At 63.2% G+C, this 18261-nt stretch carries 15 protein-coding genes and 1 pseudogene; 11 read left to right on the forward strand and 5 right to left on the reverse strand.

The window, feature by feature from the left end; translation table 11 throughout:
* Positions 1 to 11 precede the first annotated feature (11 nt).
* From AC5Y6X_RS09345 to AC5Y6X_RS09385, 9 genes and pseudogenes are all read left to right on the forward strand, one after another.
* Positions 12 to 1568: a glycosyltransferase 87 family protein gene (locus AC5Y6X_RS09345; RefSeq protein WP_499986039.1), complete on the forward strand. Its 1557-nt coding sequence runs from the start codon at positions 12 to 14 to the stop codon at positions 1566 to 1568.
* Between the two features lie 255 nt (positions 1569 to 1823).
* A complete protein-coding gene (locus AC5Y6X_RS09350) occupies positions 1824 to 3290 on the forward strand; it encodes a glycosyltransferase family 87 protein (RefSeq protein ID WP_499986041.1) in 1467 nt (488 codons plus the stop codon).
* 53 nt (positions 3291 to 3343) lie between these two features.
* A pseudogene (locus AC5Y6X_RS09355) lies at positions 3344 to 4282 on the forward strand (glycosyltransferase family 2 protein); the annotation flags it as partial.
* A gap of 61 nt (positions 4283 to 4343) precedes the next feature.
* The gene (locus AC5Y6X_RS09360) at positions 4344 to 5216 is read left to right on the forward strand and encodes an NAD-dependent epimerase/dehydratase family protein (RefSeq protein WP_499986042.1); all 873 of its coding nucleotides are present in this window, start codon (positions 4344 to 4346) and stop codon (positions 5214 to 5216) included.
* Positions 5213 to 6160: an ATP-grasp domain-containing protein gene (locus tag AC5Y6X_RS09365; protein WP_499986043.1), complete on the forward strand. Its 948-nt coding sequence runs from the start codon at positions 5213 to 5215 to the stop codon at positions 6158 to 6160. The genes AC5Y6X_RS09360 and AC5Y6X_RS09365 overlap by 4 nt, the downstream gene beginning before the upstream one ends.
* Complete coding sequence (locus tag AC5Y6X_RS09370; RefSeq protein WP_499986045.1) at positions 6154 to 6879, forward strand: HAD family hydrolase; 726 nt, start codon at positions 6154 to 6156, stop codon at positions 6877 to 6879. Before AC5Y6X_RS09365 ends, AC5Y6X_RS09370 begins: the two co-directional genes overlap by 7 nt.
* Entirely contained in the window at positions 6876 to 7802 is a 927-nt protein-coding gene (locus AC5Y6X_RS09375) for a methyltransferase domain-containing protein (protein WP_499986046.1), read from the forward strand. Before AC5Y6X_RS09370 ends, AC5Y6X_RS09375 begins: the two co-directional genes overlap by 4 nt.
* 123 nt (positions 7803 to 7925) lie before the next feature.
* Positions 7926 to 9092: a dTDP-4-amino-4,6-dideoxygalactose transaminase gene (gene rffA / locus AC5Y6X_RS09380; protein WP_499986048.1), complete on the forward strand. Its 1167-nt coding sequence runs from the start codon at positions 7926 to 7928 to the stop codon at positions 9090 to 9092.
* Positions 9093 to 9174: 82 nt separating this feature from the next.
* Entirely contained in the window at positions 9175 to 9792 is a 618-nt protein-coding gene (locus tag AC5Y6X_RS09385; RefSeq protein ID WP_499986050.1) for a class I SAM-dependent methyltransferase, read from the forward strand.
* 18 nt (positions 9793 to 9810) lie between these two features.
* Here AC5Y6X_RS09385 and AC5Y6X_RS09390 read toward each other — a convergent pair whose 3' ends face one another.
* From AC5Y6X_RS09390 to AC5Y6X_RS09405, 4 genes are all read right to left on the reverse strand, one after another.
* Positions 9811 to 11106 carry a DegT/DnrJ/EryC1/StrS family aminotransferase gene (locus AC5Y6X_RS09390; RefSeq protein ID WP_499986051.1) on the reverse strand — a complete coding sequence of 432 codons (1296 nt, stop codon included), beginning with the start codon at positions 11104 to 11106 and terminating at the stop codon, positions 9811 to 9813.
* An 8-nt stretch (positions 11107 to 11114) separates the two neighbouring features.
* A complete protein-coding gene (locus AC5Y6X_RS09395; RefSeq protein ID WP_499986053.1) occupies positions 11115 to 12701 on the reverse strand; it encodes a hypothetical protein in 1587 nt (528 codons plus the stop codon).
* Complete coding sequence (locus AC5Y6X_RS09400) at positions 12698 to 13177, reverse strand: acyltransferase (RefSeq protein ID WP_499986055.1); 480 nt, start codon at positions 13175 to 13177, stop codon at positions 12698 to 12700. Before AC5Y6X_RS09400 ends, AC5Y6X_RS09395 begins: the two co-directional genes overlap by 4 nt.
* A 228-nt stretch (positions 13178 to 13405) precedes the next feature.
* The gene (locus AC5Y6X_RS09405) at positions 13406 to 14920 is read right to left on the reverse strand and encodes an MFS transporter (protein ID WP_499986056.1); all 1515 of its coding nucleotides are present in this window, start codon (positions 14918 to 14920) and stop codon (positions 13406 to 13408) included.
* A gap of 421 nt (positions 14921 to 15341) precedes the next feature.
* On the opposite strand from AC5Y6X_RS09405, the gene AC5Y6X_RS09410 reads away from it, so the two are divergent.
* Positions 15342 to 16205, forward strand: coding sequence for a class I SAM-dependent methyltransferase (locus AC5Y6X_RS09410; protein ID WP_499986057.1), 864 nt, complete (start codon positions 15342 to 15344; stop codon positions 16203 to 16205).
* A 98-nt stretch (positions 16206 to 16303) separates the two neighbouring features.
* On the forward strand, positions 16304 to 17341 hold the full coding sequence (locus AC5Y6X_RS09415; RefSeq protein WP_499986059.1) for a putative sugar O-methyltransferase: 1038 nt from the start codon (positions 16304 to 16306) through the stop codon (positions 17339 to 17341).
* A gap of 37 nt (positions 17342 to 17378) precedes the next feature.
* On the opposite strand, the gene AC5Y6X_RS09420 is transcribed toward AC5Y6X_RS09415, so the two are convergent.
* Complete coding sequence (locus AC5Y6X_RS09420; RefSeq protein WP_499986061.1) at positions 17379 to 18167, reverse strand: class I SAM-dependent methyltransferase; 789 nt, start codon at positions 18165 to 18167, stop codon at positions 17379 to 17381.
* Between the last annotated feature and the right edge of the window lie 94 nt (positions 18168 to 18261).

The following is an 18261-nucleotide window of genomic DNA, read 5'->3' on the forward strand; positions in this document are numbered from 1 at the left end:
GGAGGATGCGGATGAGTCCACCCCGTGGGGTGCTGCGCGGCGCGGCCAGCGCGATCCGCGAGCGGCGCTCGGCGCGTGCCCGCCGATCCGAGCGCACCCGCCTGCTGCGCACCATTCTTGTCGTGTCGGCGGTTTCGGCGGCGGTGGCCTTCGTCCTCACCCAGTACTACTCGGTCGACGTGCTGTCCTCTTTTTTGTGGATCCCCCAGGACTGCTGGCTCGATTTGGGTGTGCACATCGGTCGGCACTGCTTCAGCGACCACACATTGGTCGTGGACGTCGGGATGCGGCCGAACCCCTGGCAGCCCGGCCTGATAGTGCTGCCCCCGGATAACCACCCGTGGCTGAACGCGTATCCGGCGGCCGCGATGGTGCCGCACATGTTGTTCGGGCTTCCCGCGAACTGGCTGGGTGCGCCGCGACTGGGGCTGGTCGTCTACCTGCTCGCGCTGACGATTGCGGTTCTTTCTCCCGCGATCTGGGCGTCCCGGGGGACACGTGGCCTGGAGCGGGTGGTGGTCTTCGTCGCGTTGAGCGCCGCGGCCATCCCGGTGTGGGCGGTGATCGACCGGGGCAACTCGGTGGGATTCGTCGTGCCGATCGCACTGGTTTTCCTGGTGGCGCTATGCCGACAGCGGTGGGGCCTTGCCGCGATCATGGTGGTGCTGGCCGCACTGGTGAAACCACAGTTCGCCGTCCTGGCGGTGGCCTTGTTGGCGGCCCGCCAATGGCGGTGGGGCGGCCTCGCCGTCGGCGGCGTCGCGCTCACCAACTTCGCCGCGTATCTGCTGTGGCCGCGGGACTTTCCGCAGACGATCACACAGTCGATGCAGGTCCTCGCCAACTTCGGCAGCTCGTTCGCCTGGCTCACCGACCTGCGGAACATTTCTTTCAGCAGGGCGCTCCTGCTGTTCCCGGATGCGGTCAAGGGCGGCCAGACGGGCGGGAAGGTACCGGAGGGCTTCCTGTGGGGGCCGCGATTGCTTATCGGATATGCCGTTCTGGCCCTTGTGGTCGTCTGCGTGCTGGCGCTTGGGCGGCGCATCCCACCCGTCATGGTGGGCATGGTGCTGCTCGCCGTCGCCGCACTCTTCCCATCCGTGGTCGTCGGCTACTACCTGGTGTTTGTTTTGCCGATCGCGGCGCTCATCGTCCGAGATCCCGACGGGCCGTCAGGTGCCGGGATCTTCGACCGGCTTGCGGTCAATGGTGGCCGCCGTCGTGGGGTCGGCCGCTGCGTGAGTGTGGCCACTGCGCTCAGCATCGCCCAGGTCGCGGTCCCGATGCTCTTCCGGATGCCAAACCTGGGACAGCTGGGACTCAAGGGAGCCAGCAGCGACACGCTGTTCACCCTCACCACGGTGGTTCTGACGCCGTTCTTGTGGCTGGTCGCGTGCGCGGTGGTCGTCGTCTCCTACGCGCGGAGGCCGGCGCCCTCAGACGACGGTGACGGCGCGCTTGCTCGGGAGGGCTCTCCGGACACTGATGCCGGCGCCACCGCCCACACACCCGAGCCGACGACGGAGCCCTCACCCCAGGGAGTGCCCGGCCCCCCAGGGCCACATTGACATTCGCGGGCCGCGGCGATCATCGTAGCGGGGGAGCCACTTGGGGACGCGCACAAGCGAATACGGTCTCGGACCCTGTGCGGCGAATACTGCGGAATGGTCGACATCCGAGGAGAACACGGTGACGTCCGGCCACAAAAACCGCACCAGCCGATCGGAACTCCCGCTATCGTTTGGCGCAGAACTGAGGAGAAGGCGGATGAATCAACCCCTTGGGGTGCTGCGCGGTGCGACACCGGGATCGAGGAGCGGCTCTTGACGTTGTTCACCGGCAAGTCCGAGCGCACCATCATGCTCGGCACCATCCTGCTCGTGACGGCTTTTTCGGCGGCGACAGCCTTCGTCCTCACTCAGTACCACTCGCTCGACGTGCTGTCTTCCCTTCTGTTGCCCCCCGCTGACTGCTTTAACGGTTGGGACACGAAGATCGGTCACCTCGGTCGGCACTGCTTCGGTGACTACGCAATGGAGGTGGACGTCGGAACGCAGCCCGACCCCTGGGGGCCCTACGGTCATAACCCGCCGGACTACAAGCCGGTGGCGGTCGGGGGCCCGGCGGCTGGAATGCTGCCGCAGCTGCTGTTCGGGCTTCCGGCGAAGTGGCTGGGTGCGCCGGGACTGGGCCTGGCTGGTTATCTGCTCGTGCTGACGATTGCTGCCCTTTCCCCGGCGATCTGGGCGTCCCGGGGGACACGTGATCTGGAGCGGGCGGTGGTCTTCGTGGCGTTGGGCGCTGCGGCCATCCCGGTTTGGGCGGTGATCGATCGGGGCCACTCGGTGGGGTTCGTGGCGCCGATCGGGCTGGTTTTCTTGGTTGCGTTGTGCCGACGACAGTGGGGCCTCGCCACGATCATGGTGGTGCTGGCCGCGATGGTGAGACCACAGTTCGCCGTCCTGGCCCTGGCGCTGTTCGTGGCCCGCCAATGGCGCTGGGGCACGTTCGCGGTGGTGGGAGTGGGACTGTCCAACCTCGCCGCATATCTGCTGTGGCCGCGGAACTTTCCGCAGTCGATCGCGCAATCGATCCATAACACCTTCGATGTAGGTACCTCGTTCAGTGGGCTCACCGACGTGCGGAACGTGTCCTTTGGCAGGGCGCTCCTACTGATACCGGACATGGTCAACTCCGCCCAACGGCGCGGTGGTATGTCGCGCACCTTCCTGGCCGATTCGCGATGGATGCTCGGATTGGGCGTACTGGTTCTCGTCGTTGTGTGCTTGCTGGCTTTGGGGCGGCGCATTCCACCTGTGATGGCGGGCATTGTGTTACTGACCACCGCCACGCTGTCCCCCTCCGTCGCCAACTACTACCAACTGATATTCGTGTTGCCGGTCGCTGCGCTGGTTGTCCGAGACCCCACCGGGCCGCCCGGCTCGGGGATATTCGACGGTGTCCGCCGTCGTGCGGTGGGCATCTGGGTGAGTTTGGCCGCGGCGCTCAGCATCGCCCAGGTCGCCTTGCCAGTGCTGATGCCGCACATTCCGATCTACGGACCGAATGGACAAACCGGTACCACGACGCTGGTCGCCACCACGATCAGTCTGGTGCCGTTCTTGTGGCTGATCGCGTGCGCGGTGATCATCGTCTCCTATGCGCGGCGACCGGATCCGTCAACCGACAGTTACCAACCGACTCGTGAGGGCCACGCTGATGGACCCCCCGGCACATCCTCACCTACAACCGAGCTGATGACGGAGTCCTCACCGCATGGACCGGCGTAAGCGGCCGAAACTTGGTGCGATAGGAAGACTTTGGACTCAAAGCCCGCCCGGGAGGCGCCGTGCCGACTGTGAGTGTTGTCATACCCGTATATCGCGCAGCACTGACGTTGCGTGAGTTGTACGACCAGTTGAACGTTGCGATGCAGCAGATCGCTCCGACGTTCGAGATTATTTTCGTGGAGGATTGCGGCGGCGACGAGTCATGGTCCATCATCACCGAATTGGCCGCGGCGGACCAGCGCGTGCGCGGTATTCGCATGAGCCGCAACTACGGTCAGCACAACGCTGTGCTCTGCGGCATCCGCGCCGCGCGTTACGACGTGATAGTTACGATGGACGACGACCTGCAGCATCCGGTGAGTGAGATCGAGCCACTTCTCGCGGCGCTGGGGCCCGATGTCGATGTGGTGTATGGCGCACCGCAGAAGGAGCACCATGGGTTCCTGCGTGATGCCGCCTCCCGTCTGACGAAACTCGCGTTGGCCAGCGCCGTGGGCGCCGAGACGGCACGCAACGTGAGCGCCTTCCGCGCCTTTCGCACCCGCTTGCGAGACGGGTTCCATGACTATCGCAGCCCGGCCGTATTTGTCGATGTATTGCTCAGCTGGACGACGTCCCGATTCGCCGTGATCAAGGTGCAGCACGAGCCGCGTACGGTTGGCGTCAGTGGCTATTCGATCGGCCGCCTCGTTCGCCACGCGATCAACTTGATAGTTGGGTTTAGTACGCTGCCGCTACAGATCTCCAGCTTTATCGGGTTCGCCTTCGTGTTGTTCGGCTTCGCTGTCCTCGCTGTTGTGGGCGCTAACTACCTCATCAATGGCAGTGCCGTCCCAGGTTTCGCATTTCTGGCCTCGATCATCGCGATTTTCTCCGGGGCGCAGCTTTTCGCCCTTGGAATCATCGGCGAGTACCTCGCTCGAATGCACTTCCGCACGATGGACCGGCCGACCTATCTGGTGAGTGAACAGTGTGGCGTGCGATGGCACTGACGGCCAGTGCTGACGGCGTGAGGCAGGGGCATCAGTTGTACCGTTGCATCGCGTATCGGACATGATGGAACCGATCCTGGTGACCGGTGCTGCCGGCTTGGTCGGAAGGCATGTGACCGATCTGCTTCGGTCCCGTGGCGTACACGTTGTGGCGCATGCGAGGCGCCCCGGGCCGGGAATCGATTGGGCCGCCGACCTCTCAGATCCGCAGACCTTTCGCGATCCGACACAGCTCGACGTTGCGGCGGTGATCCACTGCGCGGCGGCAATTCCGGCGCGGTCGGACAAGTTCGGTCGCGACAACACCACGGCCAGCGCGATGTTGGCTGAGTCGCTGTCGAGAGCGAAGTCGCTGATGCGCATCGTCCACCTATCGAGCATTGCCGTCTACCAGCGGCCGGCTCGTGGCCGGTGGGTGATAGGTGAGGACGCCACGACCGTGGACGGCGATGGGACAGACGGCTCCTACGCCGCCAGCAAGCGGGCCTCCGAACTGCGTCTTGACGCGGTCCGACAGGACAGGCCGGGCGTCTCGATAACGCATCTGCGCGCCTCGTCGATCTATGGACCCGGAATGGTTCCAACGACGCTGCTTCCCGTGCTCGTCGCCCGGGCCCGGGGAAACGAGCCTTTGCTGCTGCGCGGGCCGCGACCCTACTTCCAGAACTTCGTCCATGTTGCCGATGTCGCGGAATTGGCGGTTGCACTGGTCCAGGGGGACAGCCTTCCCGCTGTCGTCAACGCTTTTTCGGACGATACCTATGAGCTTGTCGCGCTGGCGGAGCTCATTCGCACCAAGCTCGGCAGCTCCAGCCAGATTGTCGATGACAGCTATGCCGCGGACGGACCAGAGCCGGTGTTCTCAAATCGGGTCGCCAAGCAGCTGTGTCCGTCTTTCCGTAGTCTGGCGGATCATCTGGCCGACGCCTCATGACCCTGCGCGTGGCGATCACAGGCGTCAGTGGCGATGCTGGACGTGGCGCGGTCCGCGGCTTGCGCCGCAATCCACCAGGGGCCGAGCCGATCTGGATTCTTGGACTCGATGCCAGTGCATCTTCAGAACCGGGCCTGGACGCCTCCATGCAGCTTCCATTGATAAGCCAGCCCGGGTACCCGGATGCCTTGAAGGCTGCGCTGACCCGGCATGAGATAGAGGTCCTACTGCCGTGTATCGACGGGGAGATCGCCATCCTGTCGGCCGCTCGAGTTCTGCTCGCCCAGACCGGATGCAACGTGGTGTTAGCACCGCGCGAGTTGGTCGAAGCGGCCGAGGACAAGCTGCTGACCGCCCGGTATCTGTCCGCCCGTGGCATATGCGCACCCACCACATGCGAGGCGGCGGGGCCCGACGAGCTGGAGTTCCCGATCGTGGCCAAGCCGCGCAACGGTCACGGCAGCCAGGGCGTGAAGATCCTGTCGGATCGTGCTGCGTTGCGAGAGTTCATCGTTGTGGCGCCCCGGAATTACTGCTTTCAGCGATTTGTCTCGGGCCCAGAGTTCACCGTCGGTTTCCTGTATGACGCTCAGGGCGTCATGCAGGATGCCGTCGCAATGGAACGTACGCTCGAAGACGGCCGCACGGTCCGTGCCCGCGTCGTTGACGATCCTGACATGTGGCGATTTATCTCAACCTTCGGCGAGCGCGTTCCCGGCATCGGCGCCGTCAACGCGCAGCTTCGGTGGGACGGCGACGGGCCGTCGGTATTCGAGATCAACGCACGGCTATCCGGATCGACCGAAATGCGCGTCGCCGTGGGGTGCAACGATCCGCTTCGGCTGGCGCGGCATTTCGGCCGCGGCGACCCGATTGCACGCGCCCGCCCACGACTTGCCACCGTGTACCGGCACGATAGCGATTTGCGGGTCGAGCCATGCTGACCGTGGCAGACGCGATCGCCGGATGCCGTGCCGCCGTATTCGATTGTGCAGGAACGCTTCTGCGCCTTGATCCGCCGTCCGAGCAGATCTTTCGGGAAGCGGCGGCCGAATTGGGGCTGGACATCGCCTTGCCCGAAATAACCCGCGCCTACGAAATCGTAAATTTTGCCCGGCCGATCAAGAGCAGCGAACTGACGACCACCGCCCGGAAGGACGCCTTCTACGCCGACTTCAACAGGTCCCTGTGCTTGGTGCTGGGAATAGACCGGTCGTACGACCGGCTGCATCCTTTGCTGCTGTCGCGCTTCTCGGCACGGCGCCATTGGGTGGCCTTCGACGATGCCGCGGCCGCATTGACGGCGGTCGGATCACGCGTAGCGGTACACGCACTGGCCAACTGGGATCGGCACCTTGACGACGTGCTGGTGCGCGCCGGTCTGCGGCACCTGATCGGCGACGCCGCCAATTCGGAGCAGCTTGGCGCGGAGAAGCCGGCGCGGGCCTGTTATGACGCCTTCCTCGAGCGCAATGGCCTCGATCCCGCCGAGGTGGTGTACGTGGGCAACGAGTACGTCGCCGACGTGGTCGGCGCGCGGGAGGCCGGGCTGACGCCGATTCTGGTCGATCGCGCCAATCGCTTGCCGTACGCTGACTGCCTGCGCGTGCAAAGCTTGCTGGATCTCACGTCACCGCCTACGCACATCGAGCTGGGAGGATGAAGCCGATGATTCAAATGACACGCTTCCAGCGCGGCAAGCGGCTTGGTGTCGCCGATCTCGACGACGCGCGTGACATGTGCCCCGTATGCCACTCGTCCCAGCCTCGTCAGCCCGTCTTCCGCGTACAGCGCGATCCGGACATCGATATGCTCGAGTGCGCATCGTGTGGCGCGGCGTCTGCCTCGCACATGCCGAAACCCGATGTGCTGCGAACCTACTATGCCGACTATTACTCCGGCAGTTCCCTCCGGCATACGATGCACAAAACGGAACGCTTCGCGCGCCACGCGCTGCGTGCGATGCCGGACCTGAACGAATCGAAGCCGCTGCGCATTCTCGATTTTGGTGGGGGTGACGGTGCGCTCGCGGTGTCAACCGCGAAATTGCTGCAAGCCCAGGGATATTCGGAGCCGATCACGATCGACGTCGTCGACTACGCCGAGCCGCGTGATCCCAAAGACCCTCGAATCAGCATCAATGCGCATCGGGACCTGGGAACCGTGGAAGGCGGGTACAACCTGATCCTTGCCAGCGCGATCTTCGAACACATACCGGACGCTCATAGCGCTATTCGCCAGGTTCTCGGCTGCGCCGGCAGGCACGCCTATATGTACGCCCGCACTCCCTTTGTTCTGCCGTTGGCGCGAATCATCCCGTCGCTGGACATCACCTATCCAGGACACGTCCACGACATGGGCAGCGCCTTCTGGGGCGGGTTCATCGAGACCTTCGACGTGAAGGGCACGATGCTTTCGTCACGGCCGTCGTTGGTGGAGACGACTTTCGTACACGCGCCGGTGCATACGTTGCTCGCCCACGTGCTCAAGGCGCCGGCCCTACTGGAACAGGCAGTATTCGGTCGCAGTCGTCCACCTCGCTGGAGTCTCGTCGGCGGGTGGGAGGCGGTCATGCGGTTCGAATGACGCACATGGCCCGCGCGCATTCACACGCCCAGTCCTGGTCGGTCTCGCTCTCATGACGCAGACGAACTCGGTGGTCCCCGAGGCTGGTGAGACCGGGGGACGGATGGCGACAAGGTTCATGTGATGACTATCCGCATCCCGTTCAACAAGCCCTCTGTCGTGGGGTCGGAACTGACCTATGTCGGCCAGGCTGTCGCGGGTGAGCACGCAAGCGGCGACGGGCCTTTCACGAAGCGCGCGCAGGCCATGCTGGAAAAGATGTTCGACGCGAACCGGGTGTTGCTGACGACCTCCTGCACCGCCGCGCTCGAACTGGCCGCACTTCTCTGCGATCTGCAGCCGGGTGACGAGGTGATCGTCCCGTCTTACACCTTCGTCTCCACGGCCAACGCGTTCGTGCTCCGGGGCGCGAGGCCGGTGTTCGTGGATATCAGGCCCGATACGCTCAACATCGACGAGCGACTGATCGAGCGGGCGATAACTCCGCGCACCCGTGCCATATTCCCCATCCACTATGCCGGCGTCGCCTGTGAGATGGATGCGATCATGGACATTGCCGACCGCCAGGGCCTGTTGGTGGTGGAGGATGCGGCGCAAGGCGTGGGCGCGCGATACAAGGATCGGTGGCTGGGCACGATCGGTCACCTGGGCTGCTACAGCTTTCACGAAACGAAGAATATTTCCTGCGGCGAGGGCGGCGCGCTCGTCATCAACGAGCCGTCCATGGAGCAGCGCGCCGAAATCCTGCGCGAAAAGGGCACCAACCGTAGCCAGTTCATCCGCGGCCAGGCGGACAAATACACCTGGGTGGACGTGGGCTCCTCCTACGTCCTCTCCGATTTGCTCGCCGCGTTCCTGGTGGGCCAGATCGAGAACATCGAAAAGTTGACCAGGCGGCGCGGCGAGATATTCGACCGCTACGTCGAGGCTTTGGCCCCGCTGGTGGAGCGCGGACTGATTCGGCTCCCGGTCGTGCCACCGCACTGCTCGCCCAATTACCACATGTTCTATCTCTTGACAGGCGGCATCGAAGAGCGCACGGCGCTCATCGCGCATCTGCGCGCAGCCGGCATCCTCGCCGTGTTCCACTATGTGCCGCTGCATTCCTCGCCGTTTGCGCAATCGCTCGGTGTTCCGCAGGGACACTTGCCGAACACGGAAGAACTCAGCGCGCGACTGTTGCGGCTGCCCATGTACTTTGACCTCACCGATCAGGAGGTGGATGAGGTTGCCAGCGCCGTGCTGGATTTCTACCGCACGCGTCCTGCCCAGAAGATCGAGGGCGCATGACATTTGACCTTTCTTCGTTGGCTCCGAGCTTTGGCGAATTGGATGCCCATCGTGGATGTTCGGTTGAGGAAGAAGTTATGACATGGCGCAAGTGACATCGGGTGTTCGCGCGGTGCTTTCGCATCCTGTTGTGTACGAGGCGTTCCAGTGGATCATGGGCGCCAAACGCCGGCGGGAGTGGATCGTGCGCGACCTGATCCGCCCGTTCCCGGGTATGCGCATTCTCGACCTCGGCTGCGGCCCAGCGGAGATACTCGACTCCCTGCCAGAGGACGTGGCATACACGGGGTACGACATGAGTGCGGAATATATTGCGGCGGCGAAAGCGAAATTCGGTGCGCGCGGGACATTCCATTGCCGCCAGCTGGAACAGGCGGAAGTGGCGACACTGGATCCGTTCGACCTGGTCATGGGCATCGGCGTGCTGCACCACCTCGATGACACCACCGCCCGGCAATTCATGACCCTGGCGAAGGCTGGGTTGAAGCGTGGCGGGCGGGTGCTGACACTCGATGGGTGCTACGCGCCTAAGCAGAATCCCATCGCACGCTTCCTCATCAGCAAGGATCGCGGCCAGCATGTGCGCAATGAAGCGGGCTACCGCGCGTTGGCGGAGGGGATTTTCACGGATATCGCTGGCGCGGTGACACATTGGGCGTGGCTTCCCTTCACCTACTGGTCCATGGAGTGCAGTGGATGAAGGCCGCCGCTCATCGTCTCAGCGCAGTGAGCCTCGCTCGCTAGGCGTTTCGGATCGCCCCGACTGCTCGAGAGCGTAGGGAATCGCGTCGATGATGTGCTTGAGGGCCCTCTCGCCGAGCCGCGGGTAGACGGGAATGTACATGGCGTTGTTCTTCACGCGCTCGGCGTTGGGACACCTCTGTTCATATTCCGGGTAGATCCCCAAACCGCAGACGAGCGAGAGGTTCGTCGTACCCGTGTCGATCCCGCGGCTCGCAAGAGCCTTTCGGAAACGCTCCGCGTTGTGGGCGAACACCACGAACTGCCAGTACACGCTCCGCCCGTGCTTGACGGTTCGCGCGCAGGGTTCGCCCAATGCCATGAGAGGCCGGCGGAGCTCCGCGACATTGGAGATTCGCTTGTCGTCTTCTCTTTCGACCTTCTCCAGCATTGCCAACCCGGCTTCGGCTTGGGCCCAGGTGAATTGCTCGAAGTAGTCCTCCGGAAGCACGGTGTCGGGCTTGAGGTTCTGCCGCGCTCCCGTGAGCGCTTTCTCCTTGTCCGGATTGATCTTTCCGACCAGGGAGAGTATCGGGGCCACGGCTGCCGTGAAGACGGGACGGCGCGTAGCGACGTTCGTGATGAGGGTTTCCGTGATCTTAGCGCGAAGGCGCGCAGGCGGCGTCGGCCTCAGCGAGCCCTTTGCCTCTTCGAGACGCTTGGCGAGCACCGGATCGTTCGTGACCGCGAGTCCGCCGCCGTAGGCGTCGAGGGTCTTGGTCCTCGAGCACGAGTAAATGCCAACGTTTCCGAACGTTCCGAGCTTCTTGTCATTCCACGAGGCGTTCAGCGCGTGCGAGAAGTCCTCGACTACGAACAAGTCGCGCTCGCGGCACAGGGCCATGAGCGGCTCCATGTTGGGAGCGATTCCGAACAGATAGGTGACGAGGACCGCGCGAGTCTTGGGACTGATCGCCTTCTTCAGTTCGTCGAGATCGAAACAGAGCGTGTCGAGCTCGATGTCGGCGAAGACCGGCTTCAGCCCGAGGCTGATCACGATGTCCATCATGGGCTTGATCGTGATGGGCGGCATGATGATCTCCGAACCCGGTTCGAAGTTCTGCGCCTGCAAAGCAAAGAAGAGGGCCGATCGCGCGTACGGAAAGGCGTGCGCACTGCTCACGCCCATGTAGCGAGCAAAGGCGCGTTCGAACTCGGCGACCTTTTCGGCCGCTTGATCCGTGGAGATGCGGTCCGTACCGCGGAACGAAGCGAAGTAGTTCCGAATGTCGAACCACACGGGGTGGTAGACGATGGCGCGCGGAATAGTCAAGGGGGGCCTCAGTTTTCGAGTGGAGCCGATTGGGCGATTCGAGACGCGTTTGCCATCGCGAGCAAGGCAACCGTCGTTGCTGGCACGGAAGAAAAGACGCTGCTATCGACGACGTGGATTTGCTGCCATCCCTTCGGGCGGCCAAGTAGGTCGGTGTGCATCTCGTCGCTGGGAGCCTTCGTCATGGGCAGCGTACCGCCGAAGTGCCAGCCGAACGGTTTTAGCGGGTCGCCGTACATGAACGGGGTGACGGGAAAGACGCCAACCCTCGACAGGAGCCGCGTGAAGCGACGCGAACCCTTTTTCATGACCTTCGCGAACTGCGTCGAAGGCTGTGTAGTCACCGAAAGAACGCTTCGCTTGTCCGCGGCTCCCGGGCTCAGCCGCAGCAGATAGGAGCCGGTGAGGTCCGAGTGAAAATTACAGAGCGCGATGAGGAGGCGCCGGAGCGCGAGGTTGCGGGCGCTGTCGAAAAGTCCGTTATCGGCTTGGTAACCCAGCTTCGCCAGGATGAGCTCGTTGGCCGGGCTGATCTGCGAATGAATCCAGGTGTCTGAAATGGAAGGTTGTTTGAACTCGAAGAAGGCCCCCGAAAGGGTGTTGGCGTTTGGCCATTCGAACGGCGCGCCTCGAACGTTGACCATTGGGACGATGAAACCCTGCGTCGTCTTCAGTACCACCGGACGGTCATAGAGTCGTTTCGACTCGAGCACGAGGCGCGTCGAGTTGAGCGCCCCGGCGGCCACGAATAGTCGATTCACAACGACACGTTCCGGGCCTCCGCCGGTCTCGCAGAGGACTTCTACTTCGTTGCCGCGCTCCGAAAATTCGATCACCGTTCGGCCCGATCGGTAGTCGACCTCACCGGCTCGAATCATCTTCTGAAGGTCTTGTTCGGCCGAGTAGATCGATCCATAGACACACCCCGAGAGGCAACGCCCGCAATAGACGCACCCGGCACCGTCTGGACCGTCGGTGGCGCGCACAGCGAGACGCGCTTGCCCGTAGGCCACATCGGTGCGGCCTCGGAAGAACCGCGAGCGATCGAGTGTCCGCAGAAAAGATTCGACGATGGGGGACGGGGCGAGCGGCTGAGCGTCGTCTCGATACAGGGGAAACTCGCGGGCCAGCGCGTCCTTCGTCGCGGAAAACGGCAAGTCTCGCAGGACGAGCTCGTAGTACGGATCGAGTTCGCGCGCGGGGAAGGGCCAGGCCTGCAGATCGCACGATGCGGCGGGCAGCATCGCGGCGCCCCAAATCGTGCTGTAGCCACCGCGCGCCATCGAGGGGCTCGGGCCATCCTCGGCCACGTCGAGCGGCGCGTTCGCCCTCGTGCCGGCATACGGGTATTCCGACCCGAACGCGAGTCGCAGCACCTTCTTTTGCGAAACGGTGGGGTTGTGCGTGACCACGGCCAGATCCTCGGCGCTCCACTGGTTCTTCTGCTGCGCACTCATCCGCGTCACGATTGCTTGTCGATCGGCGTCGAGCGTTTCTCCCACGTCGAGGATGATGGGGCGAACGCCACGCCGCACGAGCACCTTCGCGACGGCGATAGCGGTGTGACCGGAACCGACGATGGCGACCGCCGTCATTGTCCGTCCTCGGGGAGAGCAGCGTCGAGGCGCTTGATATGCCGTGCGGGATTGCCCGCGACCATGGTGTCGGCCGGGACGTCCCGAGACACCACCGCTCCCGCCGCGACCACCGCGTTTTTGCCGACCGTGACTCCGGGCAGGATGATCGCGCCGGTGCAAATCCACGCCCCGTCTTCGATGACGACCGGCTTCGAGCTCAGCGGATAGGAGCGTTTCACGGGTGTGTCCGATGGGCTGCCCATGTGGGCGGTGATGATGCAGCGATGGGAGATCGTGACGTGATCGCCGATGCTCACGAGCTGCGGATAATTCGTCTCGAGCTCGATATCGAAACCCATGTAGACGTCAGCACCGATTCGAATGCCCATGAGGCGGTAAAGGAATATTCGCCCGGACGTAAACGGGCAGAGGCTCGCGAGCTTTAGGCAGAAGAAGCGCCTAAAGAGCAACTTGAACGCGAGCGATGGACTCATCGTCGCAGCCTCCAGGCGATGGGGAGATGGCGCAACATGGCGTATTCGGGTGACGTTCTCTGCACACCAAGCGCGTCGGCGTCTGAGTCCGAGGCGTCGCGAACCCACGTGCTGCACCAAAGTGGTCGCGCGAACGCGCTTCTGGAAATCGGGACGGGTTGGTGCATGGCGATGATGTTACGTACCGTCCACGTCGCTGGTGTTGCGGACGGACCGGGAAAGTGGGTATCAGGGCTCCATTTCCCCGGCGTCGAACGCTTTCTTGCGTTCCTGCGCCTGCGCCACTTGCTGCACGGTGTAGCCGATGAACAGCGCCGCCACACCGAAGGCGACGGCCACCCCGGCCAGCCACAGCATCCCGAAGTGGTAACCCTGGTCCAGCGCATGCAACTGGGCGGGGTTCATGGACTTCGCCGGCCCGTAGGTGCCGCCCAAGGCGTGCGTGCGCGAAATGATGACTACCTGAATGAAGCCTAGGATTATCGGCCCGCCCAAGCTCTGCAGCATCATGGCGATCGCGGTTGTCGGCCCGATCCGGTCGACACCGACGCTGGCGATCACCGACAGCGACAGCGGGACGTTGACCATGCCGATACCAACAGCGCCGATGATGAGCGGCACCACCAGATTCGGGAAGTACGGCATGCCGCGGTGCAGCGTCGTGCCGTACAGCACCGCGCACAGCACCGGCAGGCCGCCGGCGAGCACCAGCACCCGCGGGGCGAACCGCGTCGCCAGCCGCGCCGACACGACCGCCCCGACGGCCGCAGCAATGGCGAACGGGACGAAGGTGACCCCCACGCGCAGGCCGCTGTAGCCCATGACGTTTTGCACGTACAGGCTGACCACGACCGTCAGGGTGAACAGCACCCCGCCGGCCAGGAAGATGGCCGCGAACGTGGCCAGCCGGTTGCGGTCGAAGAACAAATCGAACGGCACGATGGGGTTCTCCGCCGTGCGCTCCACCACGACGAACGCCACGAAAGCTCCCAGCGCCACCACGATCGACCCGATCGTCGGGACCGACGCCCACCCGTTCTCCGGTGTCATCGAGAACCCGAAAACCGCGGCGGTACACATCAACGTGGCCAGCGCCGCGCCGGCGGCATCGAGCTTCATCCGCTCCTTCTGGGTCTCCCGCAGCGCGGTGACGGCCAGGCAGAACACCAGCACCCCGATCGGTACGTTCACCGCGAACACCAGCCGCCACGACACCTGGATGAGCGCCCCGCCCACCGCCAGGCCGGTCACCGCGCTGATGGCGCCCATCACGCCCAGCGCCGCCACCGCGGCGTTGCGCACCGGCCCCTTCGGGAACGTGGTCGCCACCAGCGCGAAACCGGTCGGCAAGGTGACCGCGGCGGCCGCGCCCTGCAGGAGCCGGGCAACAACGAGGCTGCCCGCGTCCCAGGCGATGCCGCACATCGCCGAGGCGATGGTGAACACCGCGACACCGAGGACGAAGGCACGCTTGCGCCCGATGGCGTCACCCAGTCGGCCTCCGAGCAGCATCAAGCCGCCATAGGTCAATATGTAGCCGGTGACCACCCAGCTCAGCGTGGCACTGGAAAAGCCCAGCTCGTTTTGGATCTTCGGAAGCGCAACGACGCCGATGGAACCATCCATCGCCCCCATCAGCCCCATGCCGCCAATTGCCAGAACCGAGGCGATAAACCGGGCGGACGTCGGCGAAATCGGGACGTCTTCGCTCATACGGCCTCGCGTGGTCGGTTTGACGGGCATACGGGTCGCTCATTCCGGTTGCGGTATCGGCTGGTGAGAGTTGTGCTAGGGCTCCAACGTCAGAGCCGGCACGGAAGGCCACGCTACAGCAACCTTAAGAAGTGTTAACCGGAAACGGACCAATCAGCTTCTCGGTCACCGGGGAAGGGGCGGGTCCCCTGGGGGGCCGTGGCGCGTCGCCCCGGGCAGCGACCGTGCGCTTCGGTTCGGCGGGCGGAACCGGCGGACTGCGAAGGGTTCGGGGAGAACGTCCCGCACGAGCGGGCCGCCCTGCTAGCATCTGAAGACGCTGATCAGCAAGCCGCTGCTGAAGTGGTATAAGTTCCATGTTCAATTCCAGCCGTGAGAAAAGATTGCGTCGACCTTGTCAAACGAAACCGCGGGAAACACGTACCGACTGCCAACCAAAACTACAATTCGCTTGCTGACCTTTTACGCCGCGTTCATGGTGCGGCTCGGGGCCGCTCATCCTTTTCTGCTATGGCATTATTTTATAGACAATTTGCGTTATCTTCTGGTCAAACATGGGGTTCCGTCCGGCGCGGCGAGGCACGTGGCTGAGGTTCGCGCGGAGTTTGAGGCACGTGCGGCCCATGGCCAGTTCAAAGACCTCTGGCTCGACATGAATATCGTTCCATGGTGTGCGACATTTTCGAAAATATTTAGTCGTAAGAAGCCCGTACGCATCCTTGAAATCGGATCGTGGGAGGGGCGCTCCAGCCTGTTTTTCCTCACTTACTTTACGCAAGGGCACCTAACCGCCGTTGACACCTGGGCCGGCGACACTGAGGGATACCAGTACGACGCGATATCGGAAGGGCGAGACCTGGAGGCCCGCTTCGATGCCAACATTGCTCCGTGCGCAACGCGGCTGACAAAGCTCAGGGGGTCCTCGCTGAACGTGTTGCCACAACTGCTGAGCGAGCAGCAGAAATTTGATGTGATTTATGTTGATGGATCGCACTTTGCCGATGACATTTTAATGGATGGGATCACCGCGTGGCGCCTGTTGAAGCAGGGCGGAGTGCTGATCTTCGACGACTTTGTCGGGCCTTTTTACCCACGCGCCCGAGCCAATCCCTGGTGGGCGATTAATTCGTTTTTGAAGTACCACAAACGGGAGTACAGCTTCCTGAGTGTTAATTATCAGCAAATCATTCTGAAGAAAAAAACGGCATTTATCGATTACCCGATATCCCTCCCGGGGCCAGGTCCCTTGCCGGATCGCTCCGAGGAGGCCCCGCGCACGACCGACTCGCACGCGGCCAGGGGAATCCACGGTTAACAGCCCTACAGCATCGCAAAAGTTAGCGGCCCCGAACTGGCCAGCGCTCTGGTAGGACGCAATGATACGGCTGAAGACACAGTGGTGATGGGAGCATGGTGAGGGAGAACATCTCGTTTCAGCAGCGCGCCGAGGCGCTGCGGTGGCTGATCTCGTTTCAGGCGCGCCGGCCGATCAACGGCGCCAAGGAGCGCGTCGAGTCGTTTCGTCGCAGCCGGAAGGGCCATTCGGGCGAGGGTGTCGGTCCCGATGACCGCGCGGCCCTCTGCACGACGAATCCCAAGCTGGAGGCTCTGCGCCAGCGCTATGCGGGAGTTCAGGACGTCATCCGCAGATCGCCGGTCTGGCGTGCCGGCTACGTCGCGGCGGACGATCTGCTCTATTTCCGGGGTGACAACGCCTACGTCTTCCAGTTCAGGGACAGGAATACGCCGGAAAAATATGTTCTGACCTACTTTTATTTGAAAACCATCGACACGCTTGGGCTGCTGGATGCGTTCACCGAAGACGGCGACTACGGAGTATTTACATTCCCGACCGGCGACACGGATAGGGACGGAAACAAGAGACTCGTCAGCCGGGACCTTCTGGATTCGGTCTCAGAGTTGCTCTTCCTGGAACGGACGCTGCAGATCTCGCAGCGGCCTGGATTGAAGGTGCTGGACATCGGCGCGGGATACGGCAGGCTTGCCTACCGCGCCGTTACCGGGCTGAGCAACATCGATACGTATTTCTGCACCGACGCCATCCCGGAGTCGACCTTTCTCTCCGAGTACTATCTGGCGAAAAAGGGTGCCACGCACACTCGTATCGTCCCGTTCGACGACCAGCAAGCCCTCGTTCCCGGAACGATCGACCTCGCGGTCAATGTGCATAGCTTCTCCGAAATCTCGGTGGACGCCGTCGACTACTGGGTCTCCCGATGCGCCGAGCTGAAGATCGAGCACCTTTTTATCGTTCCCAACATGAGCATAGAGGGCGAAAAGGCCGTACGGATGATCGACGGTACGGATTTCAGTCCGCTATTGGCCCAGCATGGTTACCGGCTGGCTCATACCGAGCCGAAATACGGGAACCCGGAGGTGCAAAAATACGGGGTTTCCCCCAAGTCGTATTACCTCTTCCGCGCCACGTAAGAAAATCAGCGCGGTACGCAGGTGCGGTGCGAAAACCTCACTTCTGCGCAAACGCCCACACCGAGACGGGAAAGTTGGGTTCGTTGTGCAGGGAATGCCAAAAGCGCCGATACCGAGCCCAGCGCCAAAAGTTCGCGCGCACGCAGGCGATGTTTCCCCAGGAGCCGGTCGTGATCCGGTCCAGATCGAACCCGCACTCGGCCAGGAAGTATCGGATGCCGGTTTCGGTCCAGCGCGAACAGTCAACCGGGACCCCGTGGATGCGGATCAGGAAGGGCGTGGTCATCAGGAAGTAGCCGCCGGGGCGGAGCATTTGATACACATGCTTTCCGGCGCGGTAGGGCCACAGCAGGTGCTCGAACACCTGCTCCGCGAAGATCAGGTCGAACTGCTCGTCCAGGGCGGACGCGCAAACGTCGAATTCGGGATAGTGAACCGAGCGGTAGGACTTGAACTGCTCGACGCGGCCCCAGTAATCCCCGGAAAGCTCCAGCGCATCTCGTTGGTGCGGCTCGACGCCCTGCACCAGTTTCCGCGTTTCACGGTCCATCACCCTGCGAACCCAGTAGACCGACGGGTCCGGCGTGAAGACGCGGCGAAACACGCGAGACAACAGCGCATCGCCAGGCTTTGACGTGCCCGACTCCGGTGTCGCCAAACGCTGGCCGGGGCCGGCACCGTGAACTTCGTCCTCGCTGAGGTCGCCCATGGTGCGATTTAACCTCGTCGCGGCAAGACCCGCCAAACATTGCCTCGATCTGTCGTTGCGCGCGACAGACGGCAATGTCACGAGGTTGGCCGCCGTCCCAAACCGCTGGCGCCGCATGGCCGAAACTCCTGGATCGCAGTACTGCCGGCTGTGGTGGGTTAAACTGCCGGGCGGCTGAGGGGACCGGGCTCCCGCACTCATTTCGCACAAC

The organism is Mycobacterium sp. NGS26 (assembly GCF_059813025.1).

Coding starts and splice junctions, on each gene's coding strand:
- AC5Y6X_RS09345 (WP_499986039.1), top strand. CDS start 12: ATGAGTCCACCCCGTGGGGTGCTGCGCGGCGCGGCCAGCGCGATCCGC.
- AC5Y6X_RS09360 (WP_499986042.1), top strand. CDS start 4,344: ATGATGGAACCGATCCTGGTGACCGGTGCTGCCGGCTTGGTCGGAAGG.
- AC5Y6X_RS09365 (WP_499986043.1), top strand. CDS start 5,213: ATGACCCTGCGCGTGGCGATCACAGGCGTCAGTGGCGATGCTGGACGT.
- AC5Y6X_RS09370 (WP_499986045.1), top strand. CDS start 6,154: ATGCTGACCGTGGCAGACGCGATCGCCGGATGCCGTGCCGCCGTATTC.
- AC5Y6X_RS09375 (WP_499986046.1), top strand. CDS start 6,876: ATGAAGCCGATGATTCAAATGACACGCTTCCAGCGCGGCAAGCGGCTT.
- rffA (WP_499986048.1), top strand. CDS start 7,926: ATGACTATCCGCATCCCGTTCAACAAGCCCTCTGTCGTGGGGTCGGAA.
- AC5Y6X_RS09385 (WP_499986050.1), top strand. CDS start 9,175: ATGGCGCAAGTGACATCGGGTGTTCGCGCGGTGCTTTCGCATCCTGTT.
- AC5Y6X_RS09395 (WP_499986053.1), bottom strand. CDS start 12,701: ATGACGGCGGTCGCCATCGTCGGTTCCGGTCACACCGCTATCGCCGTC.
- AC5Y6X_RS09400 (WP_499986055.1), bottom strand. CDS start 13,177: ATGAGTCCATCGCTCGCGTTCAAGTTGCTCTTTAGGCGCTTCTTCTGC.
- AC5Y6X_RS09405 (WP_499986056.1), bottom strand. CDS start 14,920: ATGCCCGTCAAACCGACCACGCGAGGCCGTATGAGCGAAGACGTCCCG.
- AC5Y6X_RS09420 (WP_499986061.1), bottom strand. CDS start 18,167: ATGCGGCGCCAGCGGTTTGGGACGGCGGCCAACCTCGTGACATTGCCG.